Here is a 14,115-nt window from a genome sequence, read left to right on the forward strand (position 1 = left end):
TTAGTCCTGCTTATCTTTCTTTTGTGCCCATACATGTATGTATCGACCTAACGAGAGGTATGGCTCTTCTCTGCACAGTTGTCTTTCCAGTGCCAACACATCTTCATACTGGTAATCGCCCATGTACTCCATATTTCCTATGTAGTCACTAAAACAGCGAATACCAGACTTGCCACAAATTGAAAAGCCAGCGTCTTCAATCCACTGGTAGACCTCTTCAGGTCTTAAGCCTTTTTGTGGCTGCAATTTAAATCTTTTGCGATGCGGCATTCCATCCAATACATGAGGAACATTGCCACACACGACATTCTTATAGACCAGACCATGGTGGTTGTAGAACATGACGGATGCCATGCCACCAGGTTTAACTTGTTCTAAGACTTTTTCTAGAGCAGGTTGAGGGTCTGCTAGCCACTCCATCACCGCATGAAACAGGACTACATCCACTGGGGACTCTAAGTGCTGGTCAATCGATTGGACTGGCGAATGAATGAAGCGATACTGCTCAAGCAGGTCATTATTTGCAATATCCTGCTCTGCCAACAGCAGCATTTCAGAAGATAGATCACATAACGCGACATGATGTCCGAGCTTAGCCAGCTTTTGCGACATTTGTGCCAAACCACCTCCGGCATCTAGCACATTGAGTCGCTTATTTGCCCCATCAACAGCATTAAGTATCTGTTGAAGATCTTCCCAAACAATGACTTGGCGAATCTCTCCTTTGTCAGAACCGTAAATATTTTTTGCAAATTTGTGGGCAATATCGTCGAAATTGCGGTCTTCAGTCACAGCAGCTTAGGTTATCATGTCTAATCGTGCTGCTATTCTGTCATAAGAAAAGCAGGAATAAAGAGGCTTTCTCTTAAATTATAATCAATTGATGTTTTTTCGGACTATTTAAGTATGTTTGAGCTGAAAAAAGTTGTGTCTTCTCTACTTATGCCGCTTCCGGCGATGCTAATCATCGGGTTATTCGGCTTAATGTTGATCATGTTTACTCGTAAACAGAAGACAGGCTGCTTTGTTGTTCTATTCTCTTTCATCGGTATCTTCCTTATCGCCTTTCAACCAATCTCTTCTCGTTTGTTGATGCCGCTTGAACGCCAATACTCCGCCTTTTTCCCCGTTGACGAATCTATCGACTACGTTATGGTGTTGGGCAGTGGTCATGTGGTTGACGATAAAATACCTCCTACGTCTGAGCTTAGTCGTACTGGGTTAATGCGCCTTGCTGAAGGTATTCGCATTATGCGTATCTACCCTGGTTCCAAACTCATTTTATCGGGTTACTCGGGGGGGTCTGAAGTGAGTAATGCGCGTATGATGGCTAAAGTTGCCCTAGCGCTTGGTGTATCTAAGTCGGATATTATTTTGTTAGAAACCGCAAAAGATACTTGGGAAGAAGCGAGACAAGCGGCAGCTTTCGTCAATACCAAAAAACTGGTTGTGGTTACTTCAGCGAGCCATATGAAGCGGGCACTTAACGAATTCCATGCTGCTGGGCTTAAACCCTACCCAGCTCCCACCAATTATTTGGCTCATAACAACATTAGCCAAGCATGGGAAAAATACACACCCAAAGGTAAGTACCTCGAGCAAACTGAACGATACTGGCACGAGACATTGGGCCGAATCTGGCAAACCTTGAGAGATTGGGCGTCAGACTACGAAGAGCAAGCTCTTCAAGCCTCTGAAAGCAAACTGTAACTATCAGTATCTCTAGGTAGAAAAATACCGAGGCAAGCCTCGGTATTTTTATGCAAGTCACATGTTCCAACCGTCGAATTTAATCACCCGCGAACATATAGCCTTCACCATGAACGGTAACAAAAATCTGCGGATTCTTTGGATCGAACTCCATCTTAGCTCGCATGCGACGAATCAACACATCAATCGTGCGATCATTCGGCGCATCAACACGATGGCTGATCATATTCAAAATACGCTCACGGCTGAGAACCTGATTCGGGTATGAAGACAAAGCAACCAGCAGCTCATACTCTGCTTTAGTCAGCTTCACAGGCTCTCCATTTCGGCTTAAAGCGCGGCGCTGAACATCAAACGTCCACTCGCCAAAGCGAACAACATTATCATCTTGCTTCGCTGCGCTATCCACTCCTGACGAATTACGTGCAGCGGAAATTCGCCACAATAAGTTCTTAACTCGAACCAGTAGCTCTCGTAATTCAAAAGGTTTAGTGACATAGTCATCGGCGCCCATTTCGAGGCCAACAATTTTGTCGATGCTGTCCGTGCGTCCTGTTACTAGGATAATTCCAATGTCTGATTGACTGCGTAGTTCGCGAGTTAGCATTAATCCATCTTCACCCGGTAGATTAATATCCAACATCACCAAATCAATCGCGTTGTTTTGTAGCATGTCTCGCATCTGCTCACCGCTTTCTGCTTCGCTGACTTGGTAACCTTCGTTCTGAAAGTAGCCAACGAGCTTGCTGCGAGTCACTACGTCATCTTCTACTACTAGTACATGATAACTCATCTGCACCACTTAATTTGCATTGGGAATAGTTCTATCATTTATTCTATTCATAAATAGTAACATTTCTAGTATTTATCACTTTAAAAACGAGAAAGATGATTTTTTATTGATTCAAGACAAAACCTCCGCCCTTGTTAATAAATGCTCATAATTCGTCTTTTATTGTCACGTAAGCCATTACCGCTATTCATTTTTATTAGTTACACTAATAGGTAGTTATTTTGGGAGTGATACCTAATGCAAGAAATCAAAGCATTCAACGAAAAACGTGCAGAAATCTATTGGTGGCTTTCAAGCCTTTACGCCAAAGAGCTAACCGAAGAGAACCTTGAGCAGTACCATTCAGCTCAAATCCGCTCTTTCCTTACTGGCCTTGGCGAGAATGCCGATCTCAAACCGTCGATTGATCGTGTCATTGACGCACTCAATCGCTTGATCGATCGCGAAGATGCTCAGCTTGAATTAGCCGCTGACTTTTGTGATCTGTTTTTGAAATCTGACCGCGACTCTGCACTGCCTTATGCTTCTATGTACATCGGCGAGTCGGGCCTACTCGATGACAAGCCGGCGAAAGAGATGGAAGCGTTAATGCTAGAGCATGGCGTTGCTGTCGATGAAAGCTTAAACGAGCCTGCTGATCACATTGCCATTGAACTCGATTTTCTAGGCAATCTCATCATTCGCTCCAATGAACTCGAACAAGAGCGCCATATTGAAGAAGCACTTATCGAGCAAGAGAGCTTCATTCGCCAGCACATTCTAAGCTGGGCACCTAAGTTTTCGGCTAAGTGCCAAACGCTCGATGAGTTCGGTTTTTACTCTGCTATTACGTCTCTAACAGTGGCATTCTTGGAATTGGACTGCGCATACTTAATCGGCGAGTAGAGTCTGACAATGTGAACTGGCACAGGTCAGGACAACGAATTTTGTTTGCCCTCAGTCAGATTGCGGTCTAAAATCGTGACCGCAAACGATAAAAATGAACTATTCAAATACAAACCGCTAAATAAGAGCGGTTTTTGTGTTTCTGATACTTTCTGCCAACTTATTCTAAACTGAATATATTCTCGTGGCAGTCATCGACAGGACAGAATTTATGGCCACTATTAAAGATGTTGCTCGCCTTGCAGGTGTTTCAACAACCACCGTGTCTCACGTCATCAACAAGACACGCTTTGTTGCAGAAGCGACACAAGAAAAAGTGATGGAAGCGGTAAATGAGCTTAACTACGCGCCAAGTGCCGTTGCGCGAAGCCTTAAGTGCAACACAACTCGCACAATTGGTATGCTAGTTACTCAATCGACTAACCTATTTTTCTCTGAAGTTATCGACGGCGTAGAAAGCTACTGTTATCGCCAAGGTTACACTCTGATCTTGTGTAACACAGGTGGTATCTATGAAAAGCAGCGTGACTACATTCGTATGCTTGCTGAAAAGCGGGTAGATGGCATTCTAGTCATGTGTTCCGATCTGACTGAAGAGCTGAGCGAGATGTTAGATCGCCACAAGGACATCCCTAAAGTTGTTATGGATTGGGGGCCAGAAAGCTCTCAAGCAGATAAGATCATCGACAACTCAGAAGAAGGTGGATACCTTGCGACCAAGTATTTAATCGAGCATGGCCACAAGGAGATTGCTTGCCTGAGCGGTCACTTTGAAAAAGCAGCTTGTGTCGAACGTATTCGAGGCTTCAAGCGTGCTATGGCTGAAGCTAAACTGCCCGTCAATGAAGACTGGATCTTAGAAGGCAACTTTGAGTGTGATACCGCGGTATTGGCGGCAGATAAGATCGTAGCAATGGATAACAAGCCGACAGCTGTGTTCTGTTTCAACGATACAATGGCATTAGGCCTGATGAGTCGATTACAGCAGAAAGGCATTCAAATCCCGCAAGATATGTCGGTGATTGGTTACGACAATATTGAGCTTGCAGAATACTTCTCTCCTCCACTAACAACGGTTCACCAACCAAAACGACGTGTAGGTAAAAACGCCTTTGAGATCCTTCTAGAGCGCATTAAAGATAAAGAACATGACAAACGCGTGTTCGAAATGCACCCTGAAATCGTCGAGCGTAAAACCGTTCGCAATCTAAATAAGTAACCTCAAGTCAAACGCTTAGCTAGTAGTCGTTTTATTGGCTAAGCGTATATATCCCCCCCTATTTATTGAACCAATATCACATTTATGCCATTCAAATGTGATGCTCTGCGCAGTTTTATTTATTCTTAAAATGTTCGATTAATGCCACGAACAGGGCAAACCACTCCGAAAGGGTGGGACGCAAAGCCTCCGGCCTTAAACAATTTATTGTCTGGTAGCGGGGTTGCCGATGGCGAATATGCAAACTGTCATACCGTTTTTACTTGTTCTTGAGCTCGTATGACACCTTACTGACATTGTATCTGCATTATTTTGCTAATCTCTCGGACCTGCATTGGTGGCGTATACATATACACCGAGAAAACACAGCATGGATAAACCAATACTAAAAGACTCAATGCGTTTGTTTGAGCAGTTAGGCCATATTAAGTCTCGCTCAATGTTTGGTGGTTTTGGCATTTTTGCCGATGACACCATGTTCGCACTTGTAGTCAACGATAAGCTTCACGTACGCGCGGATGCCACTCTCGCTAAACAGTTTAAATCTCAAGGGCTGGAACCCTATGTTTACAAAAAACGCGGTTTCCCTGTCGTAACTAAATACTTTGCTTTGTGTGACGATTTGGCGTCAGACAGCAGTAAAGCCCTAGAGATTGCTGACGTCGCACTCAGAGCAGCGAACGTAGAAAAACAAAGTCAGTCGCAAGCAAAACCAAATCGCTTGAAAGATCTACCTAACCTAAGGCTCGCTACTGAGAGAATGCTTAAAAAGGCAGGTATTGAGTCGGTTAAAAACCTTGAAGACGTCGGTGCAGTTCACGCTTTCAAAGCCATTCAATCCACACACTCTGCCGATGTAAATATCGAACTTTTATGGGCATTGGAAGGCGCGATCAACGGAACTCACTGGTCGGTCATTCCTCAAAGCCGTCGTCAAGAGCTATTAACTCAAGTTAGTTAATCAAGCAGTACGTATCTAAGAAGTCAGCCACAGCGCTGACTTTTTTATTTTTATCCATCGCAATGAAATTTGCTGCTTGCTTTCCCTGTCTTGTCTAGTAACACTTAATACATCTATCCTCGATGTAAGATGGAGCAGCTTCAACATGAATAAAAAAATCGTCCTTGGTATTCTCTTCGTTGCACTAATTGTTTTACTAGGCGTAAACTTTGGTCAATATCTCACGCTGGAAAATGCGAAAGCCCAACAAGCTGAGTTGGCTACCTTTATTGCCGACAACTTTACGGTTGCAGCGGCCACTTATTTTCTGGCTTACATAGCTATTACGGCCTTTTCTATCCCCGGAGCTGCAGTTGTGACGCTGCTAGGCGCCGCACTATTTGGTTTCTGGACTAGCCTACTGCTGGTTTCATTCGCCAGTACAATAGGTGCAACCCTGGCATTTTTAAGTAGTCGATATTTGCTACGTGATTGGGTACAGAGCAAATTTGGTGAGAAACTCAATGCCATTAACCAAGGCGTTGAGAAAGACGGTGCATTCTACCTTTTTTCTCTTCGCTTGATTCCAGTGTTCCCATTTTTCCTGATCAACTTGCTCATGGGTTTAACCCCAATCGCAACGGTACGTTTTTACCTTGTTAGCCAATTAGGCATGTTGCCTGGCACCGCTGTCTACTTGAACGCTGGCACGCAACTGGCTCAAATTGAAAGCTTGTCTGGCATAGTGTCTCCGACGGTGCTGGCATCTTTTGCCTTATTGGGACTGTTCCCCGTCATTGCTAAATGGGTCATGGCGAAGGTTAAGGCCTCTCCTTCAACTTCAAATGGCAATGCTTGATGAGAATCTACTCGGCATCGACACCTACCGAAGCTCACATTGTTTGTGAGCTTTTAAAGTCTTGCCATATCGAATGTGAAGTACGCGGAGAAGGCGTATTTGGCTTACAGGGTGAAGTGCCATTTGGAGAGAGCAGCGAACCTTACATCTGGCTGCTGAATCACAGTCAAATCATTCAAGCCAATGCAGTCATCAAAGAGTTTAGGAATGCGCAGATAGGTTCAAATTGGAACTGTAGCAATTGTGGTGAGTCCAACGAGTCCCAGTTTGGCGCATGTTGGCAATGCGGCGAAACTGCACCTTAACTGTTAGGCGCTTTAATTTGCTGCTGAATAAACGAAATTGAGTGGTGATTGAACTCTTCTGGTCGTTCAACGTTACAAACGTGTCCGCAGTCACGAATTTCTTGAAGCTGACTCTGCCTATGGACTGCGACCATCTCTTTCACGGGCTGGATAAACATATAGTCCCGTTCTCCCATCAAATAGAGGGTTGGTATTGGTAACTCTCTATCTTTGAAATACTTCATCAGAGGATTGACTTCGGCAGTAAGGATAAACCAACGCTTAAATTCTTTTTGACACAGTTTCTTTGCTTCGTGGATAAATAGGTGTCGAGACTCTCTTTGAGTACGCTGTGGCATCACGATATAAGCAAATAGGCTATACAGCCACATGTAAGGCACGACATGCTTGCACATACCGCCTAAACGGACCAATATCTGTGAACGCACGTTAAACCGCGTGACAGCGCCGCCAAGCACCATTGACTTTACTCGATCTGTCGCAAGCTCTGCCAAATTTCGAACAATAATCGTACCCAGTGACATTCCAACAAAATGCGCTGAACGAATCTTAAGATGATCTAGTACCTTTAAGATGTCCATTGTTACCGATTTGAATGTGTAGCGATTGGCGATCAGCTCTTTGATCAGTTGGTTGGATTTGCCGTGACCTCGAAGGTCGATTAGCAACAAATTAAAGTGCTGCTTGTACGCTTTAATCTGTTTAAACCAGATAGATGAACTTCCACCAGCGCCATGCACAAAAACGACCCATTCGTCGCTTGTTGGGTGGGCATAGGTTTTGTGGAAAAGTAAAGCGTCACTCATATTTAAAAACGAATACTCAAGTTCAAAATTCGGTTACGAAGATTAGCATAAACATAGAGGGATTTACGTCAAAATGCGTCAAATCTTAATTATTCTTTTATTTAAAATGTAAGCAACCATCAAAAAGGCGCCTTTAAGACGCCTTGTTTCATATCGTTTTCAGCTTAATGCACTACGGTACAAGGTTATGTATTCATCCGCCGCTTTGTTCCAACAGAAGTCTTGCTCCATAGCATAAAGCTGCGCGCGTTTAACTTCATTGGGCTGCTGAGCATACAGTAACAAAGAACGCTGCAAAACATGAAGCAAAGCCGCTGGCTCGGGCTCATAGAAGACAAACCCAGTTGCAACCTCAGGATCTGCATCATAATCATTAACGCTATCTCTTAGGCCCCCAACACCACGCACAATTGGCAATGTGCCATAAGCCATACTATAAATTTGGTTCAAACCACAAGGTTCAAATTCTGACGGCATAATGAAAAAATCGGAGCCTGCTTCAACCAAGTGTGCCAGTTCGTTATCGTAGGCCTCCACAAAAACAAAATTATCACTGTATTGCGCCGCCACCTCTTTAAGCTGAGCGGCAAGAGCTGGGTCCCCGGTACCAACGATGACCACTTGAACCTGGTACTTAAGAAAGTCTCCAAGTATTGGCAACAAATAGTGGACACCCTTTTGATGAGTCAGACGACAAACCATACCATAGACTGCAATATCTTGTGCCTCTAGTCCTACTCGCGCCTGCAACTCACGTTTACATGCTTTTTTACCACGAATCATACTCTGGCGATTTGGCTTGTAATTGACTGGCAAATAGGTGTCATTCTGTGGATTCCAAGCTGTGTAGTCACAACCATTGAGAATACCGACCAAATCAGCGGAGCGCTGCTGGAACTCGGCCGCCATACCATGGCTTCCTAGCTCGGTTTTAAGTTCCTCTGCATAAGTCGGGCTCACGGCATTGACCTTATCTGCATTCATCACTCCAGCTCTCAGCATGGTAACGTGCGTCAAGCTCACCGCAGCATCGGGGACGTAGTGGGTATGCATTTCAGGTAAGTTTGGCAACTCATCGTAGCTAAACACCCCTTTAAAAACCGCATTATGCACCGACAGAATGCTTTTAATCTCTGCATAAAAGCTATCTAACGCATAACGGTGTTTAAGCAAATACGGGACAAAACCAGTATGCCAATCATTGGCGTGAACAATATCAGGCTGAAAGCCGAGTTTCGGCAACATATCAAGACAGGCAGCGCTAAAAAACGCAAAGCGCTCACCATTGTCTAAATAAGCCTGATTGTTCTCTGCGTACATTTCTGCTCTATCGAAGTACTGAGGACAATCTATAGCGTAAACAGGGACACCTGCGATCTCTAACTGTTTGACTCGATAATTAGTATGAGGCCAATGCTCTAAATGAGTATCAAGTATCACCTGGGCTTGCTCAATACCAGCCAACTTTTGGTAGGCGGGTAATGTAATACGAACATCTTGCTGTAGTGCGAGGAGCGCTTCAGGCAGCGCCTTGGCAACATCTGCCAAGCCACCGCTCTTAATTAACCCTTCAACTTCCGATGCTACAAATAGAATAGATAAATTCTTAGTAGCCAATTCGTGCTCCTTTAGGAATAACAACAATGCCATCTTCCGATACGTGGAAGTGCTTCTTATCTTCTGATAGATTTACACCAATTTGTGTCCCTGGTGCAATATCTACATCCTTATCAATGATCACTCGGCGTAAAACACATCCATCACCGACCTTGACGTCTCCAAGTAAAATACATTCGCTGATGTCACATGCTGAAGCGATATTGCTTCGAAACCCTAGCACTGACTTTTCAATGCGCGATCCGCGAACATAGCTACCATTACAAACTAAGCTGTCAATGATTTGAACGCGTCCATTGACCGAGTCAGTAAATGTTGCGGGCGGTAGTGGTGGGTAGTAGGTATGTAGTGGCCACTTACGATTATAGAGCGAGAATGGTGCATCTTTTTCCAGCAGGTCCATATGCGCTTGCCAGTATGCACCGATGGTACCTACATCGCGCCAGTACACTTCCTCTTTTTCACCTGTGATACGGTTGGTGCTGAAGTCATAAACAAACACATCGCCGCGTGGGAACATCTTAGGGATAATGTCTTTACCAAAGTCATGCGAAGAATCTGGGTTATCAGCATCTTCAACCAGCTCTGAGAATAATGGCTTAGCCTCAAATACGTAATTACCCATAGAGACAAGTGCATGCTCAGGATCACCAGGAATCGATTTTGGATTAGCCGGTTTCTCTTCAAAGCCAATCATCCGGCCTTCTGTGTCGACTTCGATAACGCCAAACTGCGACGCTTCAGCTAAAGGCATGCGCAGCGCCGATACAGTTAATGACGCCTCTTTCTCTTTATGGAAATCAAGCATCTGCTTAATGTCCATTTTATAGATGTGGTCAGACCCAAAAATACATACCTGATCAGGCTCTGCCAATTCCATAAAACGTAGGTTTTGATAGATAGCATCGGCTGTCCCTTCATACCAACGTTTACCAGTACGCATCTGCGCTGGAATCGGATCGATGAATCGATCGGTAATGCCACTAATGTTCCAGCCTTTCTTGAGGTGATGGAATAGAGATTGAGACTTGAATTGAGTTAGAACATAAACACGCATCAAATCAGCGTTTACGAAGTTGTTAAGAGCGAAGTCAATAAGGCGATAACTACCACCAAAAGGAACCGAGGGTTTACTGCGAGATTCTGTAAGAGGACGAAGGCGTGACCCTTCTCCACCAGCAAGGATCATTCCCAAAACACCAGCCATGTATATTTCTCCATTTTATTTATTGTGTGTGATGAGTCTATTTTTAGGGGGGGGCTCATCAATATTTTTTATAGTTACACCAATCCTATTTGGCATAACATGCAACAAGAATAGCTCTACCAACACTTGTGGTGGCGGTAACCAAGCACTACTATGTCTTGTGCAAAAGGTTTATTATAACTTATCGTATTTCAGCAAGATTACAATTTAAAATATGCTGTACTATCGACCTCACACTTATTACTTTTTCGCCTCCTGCGATAGCTCACAGAATCCCATGAGCATGACACATCTCTATAACAATAGCTCTACATATATGTGACTTTGCTCTCAAAGAGGTACAATCACTGACAAAGTATAAAGAGCTAGCAGCAGCTAAAAAAAAAGCAGCCTAACTAAGGCTGCTTTGTCATTTCAAATGAAGAGCTTATTTCTTCTTCGCGGTTTTTTTACGCTTATCGGTAATTTCCCATTTTCCTTCAACGTAGAGCGCAGTGTAGCCAGAAGGCTTACCATCAATCTCAGAACGAACGTAGTTCTCTTTCGATTTACGACTAAAGCGTACCACCATAGGCAGACCATCAGGATCTTGCTGAGGTGCCTCAGTCAAGTAATGGAACTTAGGTGAAATACGGTCCTTAAAGCGCACGAGTTCCTCAACTAAAGGCGCACGAGTTTCGCGCGATTTCGGGAAAGTGCTTGCAGCTAAGAACAAGCCTGACGCACCATCACGAAGAACAAAGTAAGCATCAGAGTTTTCACATGGTAGCTCTGGCAGATGAACTGGGTCTTCTTTTGGCGGTGCAACTTCACCGTTTTTCAGGATCTTACGAGTGTTCTTACAATCTTCACTCGTACAGTCCATGTATTTACCAAAACGACCGTTCTTAAGCACCATGTCACTGCCACATTTGTCACATTCGACAACTGGACCATCGTAACCTTTAACTTTGTACTCACCGTGCTCAACAATGTAACCTTCACAGTTCGGGTTATTACCACAAACGTGCAGTTTACGCTTGTCATCGATTAAGTAGGCGTCCATCGCCGTTTCACAGATTGGGCAACGCTTTTTCGCACGCAGCGCAGCTGTCTCTACATCCTCTTCAAGGACGTTGATAATGCCATCTTCATCGCCGAGGTTGATGGTCGTTTTACAACGCTCCTTAGGAGGTAACGCGTAGCCTGAACAGCCTAGGAAGACACCTGTAGAGGCAGTACGGATACCCATCTCACGTGAACAGGTCGGACACTCGATATCGGTATAGACGATATGGTTTGGCTTCATGCCGCCCTGCTCTTCGTCTTGTTCCGCTTTCTCTAAATCACCAGTAAAGTCTTTAAAGAAGTCATCTAGCACACCTTTCCAGTTAGCATCGCCTTCCGCAATTTGGTCTAGCTTTTCTTCCATGCGAGATGTGAACTCGTAGTTCATTAGCTCATCGAAGCTACCATCTAGGCGGTCAGTGACAATTTCACCCATTTTCTCAGCATAGAAACGACGTTGCTCTACTTTCACATAACCACGATCTTGAATGGTTGAGATGATTGAAGCATAAGTCGAAGGACGGCCAATACCACGCTTTTCAAGCTCTTTAACCAATGCAGCTTCTGTAAAGCGCGCTGGCGGCTTAGTGAAATGCTGTTTAGGATCAAGATTGACTAGGTCAATCGTGTCACCTACTTGCACCGCAGGTAGAATCTGATCTTCATTTTTACCTAAAGGACGCTGAACACGAGTCCAACCGTCGAACTTAAGGATACGACCTTTAGCTTTAAGCGTGTACTCAGCCGCTTTAACACTCACTGTCGTAGAATCGTATTTTGCTGGTGTCATCTGACAAGCCACAAACTGATTCCAGATTAGTGAGTAAAGTTTGTGAGCATCGGCTTCCATACCATTGAGATCGTCAGCCTTCACCGCAACATCGGATGGACGAATCGCTTCGTGTGCCTCTTGTGCCCCTTGTTTGCTGCCGTAAACGTTCGGTTTACCTGGAAGGTACGCCTCACCATACTCGCTACCGATAAAGCCACGTACGGTCTCTACAGCTTCAGCACTTAGGTTTGTCGAGTCAGTACGCATATAGGTGATGTAGCCCGCTTCATAGAGACGCTGAGCTAACATCATGGTTTTTTTAACGCCGTAACCTAAACGAGTACTCGCTGCTTGCTGCAGAGTTGACGTGATAAACGGTGCAGACGGCTTGCTGGATGTTGGACGGTCTTCACGCTTACACACTTCATAGCGTGCATTTTCAAGCACAGCCATTGCAGATTTCGTTTCTGCTTCGTTAACAGGCTTAAAAGCGACGCCTTCTTTCTGCGCCACTTGCAAACGGAAATCAGTTTTGTCTTGAGTTTTGGTATCAGCATGAATATCCCAGAACTCTTCAGGGATAAACGCTTTAATTTCACGTTCACGCTCAACAAGTAATTTTACAGCGACCGATTGAACACGACCTGCAGACAAACCACGTGCCACTTTCTTCCATAACAGTGGAGAAACCATAAAGCCAACCACACGGTCCATAAAACGACGTGCTTGCTGGGCATTAACGCCATCCATACTCAGCTCGCCCGGTTTTTCGAACGCCTGTTGGATAGCGTTTTTGGTAATTTCGTTGAACACAACGCGTTTGTATCGCTCTTCATCGCCACCGATGATCTCACGAAGGTGCCAAGCGATAGCCTCTCCCTCGCGGTCCAAATCGGTTGCTAGATAAACGCTGTCTGCGTCTTTAGCAAGTTTTTGTAGCTCCGCCACGACTTTTTCTTTGCCTGGCAAAACCTGATAATTCGCTTCCCAACCATGAAATGGGTCGATACCCATTTTTTTGATCAGTGCTTTGCGATCTTTCTCTTTTTTGATACGCGCTTTTTCTTCAGCACTTAAGCCCTTGGTTGATACCGCAGCAGCTTTCTGGCCTGTGCTTTGACCAGCAGTCGGCAGATCACGGACGTGACCTACGCTGGACTTTACAATAAAGTCCTTACCTAAATACTTATTGATGGTCTTCGCTTTAGCTGGCGACTCCACAATAACCAGTGACTTACCCATAATTGACTCAAGTGTCCTTTATCGAGTGCGAAAAATATCGCACGACATACTTAATACGTTGCTTCTTTTTTTACTATTGAGCGAGATTACAAGAAGATCAATATCTTTTTTAAATTTCTATCTTGACTGCTCGACAATTCAACGATGTTTCAGCATCTAGGATCGATTATTGAGCTTCGAACGCTTCAGTCTTTTGCCAAGCCAGAAAACGCCACATACTAAACGGCACAATATCGACAACGCCAACTCAAGATGATGTTTTTTGCCACCAGTCACAAAACCTAGCTGCCCAGACGAGTATTAGCGCCTACGCCATTGATCTAACGCAATTGAAATTATCGCCGAACTTCCTACAATTCCAACCACGGCTTCTTTTTATATAGAAGATTGAACAAATAAAGGTAATCCCATGAGCGACAAAAAGGCCATTTCACAGTTTGAGCTATTAATCATTGCCAATCACATCATCCAAGAACATGACGACTACATTGAAGGCATGCGCGCAGACAGCGTAGAGGAAAAAGACGATGTATTGGTATTCAAAGGGAATTACTTTCTAGATGACAACGGCTTACCAACCGCCAAGACGACCGCTGTATTCAATATGTTTAAGTACTTAGCACATCATTTGTCGAAAGAGTTTACGTTGGAGCAGTAGCGAGAAGCGAGAAGCGAGAAGCGAGAAGCGAGAAGCGAGAAGCGAGAAGCGAGAA

Annotated in this window: 13 protein-coding genes and 1 riboswitch; of the genes, 7 read left to right on the forward strand and 6 right to left on the reverse strand. The window is 44.4% G+C overall.

All coding sequences use genetic code 11. The features are described 5' to 3' along the window. Complete coding sequence (cmoM, locus tag APB76_RS02305) at nt 1-792, reverse strand: tRNA uridine 5-oxyacetic acid(34) methyltransferase CmoM (RefSeq protein ID WP_054961393.1); 792 nt, start codon at nt 790-792, stop codon at nt 1-3. Nucleotides 793-906: 114 nt separating this feature from the next. On the opposite strand from cmoM, the gene elyC reads away from it, so the two are divergent. Next, entirely contained in the window at nt 907-1,710 is an 804-nt protein-coding gene (gene elyC, locus APB76_RS02310; RefSeq protein WP_049846810.1) for an envelope biogenesis factor ElyC, read from the forward strand. A gap of 79 nt (nt 1,711-1,789) precedes the next feature. Here the strand turns inward: elyC and torR are convergent, their stop codons facing one another. After that, nucleotides 1,790-2,503: a two-component system response regulator TorR gene (torR, locus tag APB76_RS02315; protein ID WP_049846809.1), complete on the reverse strand. Its 714-nt coding sequence runs from the start codon at nt 2,501-2,503 to the stop codon at nt 1,790-1,792. 237 nt (nt 2,504-2,740) lie between these two features. Here torR and torD point away from each other — a divergent pair, with 237 nt between their 5' ends. The 5 genes from torD to APB76_RS02340 all read left to right on the forward strand — a co-directional run bounded on the left by torD (nt 2,741) and on the right by APB76_RS02340 (nt 6,711). Beyond that, nucleotides 2,741-3,388 (forward strand): molecular chaperone TorD, encoded by a 648-nt coding sequence (torD, locus tag APB76_RS02320; RefSeq protein WP_049846808.1) that lies wholly within the window; start codon nt 2,741-2,743, stop codon nt 3,386-3,388. 211 nt (nt 3,389-3,599) lie between these two features. Continuing rightward, complete coding sequence (purR, locus tag APB76_RS02325; protein ID WP_049846807.1) at nt 3,600-4,607, forward strand: HTH-type transcriptional repressor PurR; 1,008 nt, start codon at nt 3,600-3,602, stop codon at nt 4,605-4,607. Nucleotides 4,608-4,751: 144 nt separating this feature from the next. Next, a riboswitch (cyclic di-GMP riboswitch) is annotated at nt 4,752-4,838 on the forward strand. Between the two features lie 139 nt (nt 4,839-4,977). Beyond that, the gene (locus APB76_RS02330) at nt 4,978-5,568 is read left to right on the forward strand and encodes a TfoX/Sxy family DNA transformation protein (protein ID WP_054961392.1); all 591 of its coding nucleotides are present in this window, start codon (nt 4,978-4,980) and stop codon (nt 5,566-5,568) included. A gap of 145 nt (nt 5,569-5,713) precedes the next feature. Next, entirely contained in the window at nt 5,714-6,406 is a 693-nt protein-coding gene (locus APB76_RS02335; protein ID WP_054961391.1) for a TVP38/TMEM64 family protein, read from the forward strand. Beyond that, nucleotides 6,406-6,711, forward strand: coding sequence for a DUF2007 domain-containing protein (locus APB76_RS02340; protein ID WP_049846804.1), 306 nt, complete (start codon nt 6,406-6,408; stop codon nt 6,709-6,711). Before APB76_RS02335 ends, APB76_RS02340 begins: the two co-directional genes overlap by 1 nt. On the opposite strand, the gene APB76_RS02345 is transcribed toward APB76_RS02340, so the two are convergent. The 4 genes from APB76_RS02345 to topA form a co-directional block, all read right to left on the reverse strand. Beyond that, nucleotides 6,708-7,517: an alpha/beta fold hydrolase gene (locus tag APB76_RS02345; protein WP_049846803.1), complete on the reverse strand. Its 810-nt coding sequence runs from the start codon at nt 7,515-7,517 to the stop codon at nt 6,708-6,710. The two genes, APB76_RS02340 and APB76_RS02345, sit on opposite strands and share 4 nt — an antisense overlap. 159 nt (nt 7,518-7,676) lie before the next feature. Further along, complete coding sequence (glgA, locus tag APB76_RS02350) at nt 7,677-9,134, reverse strand: glycogen synthase GlgA (protein WP_054961390.1); 1,458 nt, start codon at nt 9,132-9,134, stop codon at nt 7,677-7,679. Then, nucleotides 9,124-10,341 (reverse strand): glucose-1-phosphate adenylyltransferase, encoded by a 1,218-nt coding sequence (glgC, locus tag APB76_RS02355; protein WP_049846801.1) that lies wholly within the window; start codon nt 10,339-10,341, stop codon nt 9,124-9,126. Before glgC ends, glgA begins: the two co-directional genes overlap by 11 nt. A gap of 427 nt (nt 10,342-10,768) precedes the next feature. Continuing rightward, a complete protein-coding gene (topA, locus tag APB76_RS02360) occupies nt 10,769-13,402 on the reverse strand; it encodes a type I DNA topoisomerase (RefSeq protein ID WP_049846800.1) in 2,634 nt (877 codons plus the stop codon). 409 nt (nt 13,403-13,811) lie between these two features. Between topA and APB76_RS02365 the strand changes: the two genes are divergently transcribed. Continuing rightward, nucleotides 13,812-14,060: a YciN family protein gene (locus APB76_RS02365; RefSeq protein ID WP_049846799.1), complete on the forward strand. Its 249-nt coding sequence runs from the start codon at nt 13,812-13,814 to the stop codon at nt 14,058-14,060. Nucleotides 14,061-14,115 lie beyond the last annotated feature (55 nt).

The organism is Vibrio bivalvicida (assembly GCF_001399455.2).
In the GTDB taxonomy this organism is placed as follows: Bacteria; Pseudomonadota; Gammaproteobacteria; order Enterobacterales; family Vibrionaceae; genus Vibrio; species Vibrio bivalvicida.

What these genes read in the sequence shown, in the direction of transcription:
- elyC (WP_049846810.1), top strand. Translation starts at nt 907, where the DNA reads ATGTTTGAGCTGAAAAAAGTTGTGTCTTCTCTACTTATGCCGCTTCCG.
- torR (WP_049846809.1), bottom strand. Translation starts at nt 2,503, where the DNA reads ATGAGTTATCATGTACTAGTAGTAGAAGATGACGTAGTGACTCGCAGC.
- torD (WP_049846808.1), top strand. Translation starts at nt 2,741, where the DNA reads ATGCAAGAAATCAAAGCATTCAACGAAAAACGTGCAGAAATCTATTGG.
- purR (WP_049846807.1), top strand. Translation starts at nt 3,600, where the DNA reads ATGGCCACTATTAAAGATGTTGCTCGCCTTGCAGGTGTTTCAACAACC.
- APB76_RS02330 (WP_054961392.1), top strand. Translation starts at nt 4,978, where the DNA reads ATGGATAAACCAATACTAAAAGACTCAATGCGTTTGTTTGAGCAGTTA.
- APB76_RS02335 (WP_054961391.1), top strand. Translation starts at nt 5,714, where the DNA reads ATGAATAAAAAAATCGTCCTTGGTATTCTCTTCGTTGCACTAATTGTT.
- APB76_RS02340 (WP_049846804.1), top strand. Translation starts at nt 6,406, where the DNA reads ATGAGAATCTACTCGGCATCGACACCTACCGAAGCTCACATTGTTTGT.
- APB76_RS02345 (WP_049846803.1), bottom strand. Translation starts at nt 7,517, where the DNA reads ATGAGTGACGCTTTACTTTTCCACAAAACCTATGCCCACCCAACAAGC.
- glgC (WP_049846801.1), bottom strand. Translation starts at nt 10,341, where the DNA reads ATGGCTGGTGTTTTGGGAATGATCCTTGCTGGTGGAGAAGGGTCACGC.
- topA (WP_049846800.1), bottom strand. Translation starts at nt 13,402, where the DNA reads ATGGGTAAGTCACTGGTTATTGTGGAGTCGCCAGCTAAAGCGAAGACC.
- APB76_RS02365 (WP_049846799.1), top strand. Translation starts at nt 13,812, where the DNA reads ATGAGCGACAAAAAGGCCATTTCACAGTTTGAGCTATTAATCATTGCC.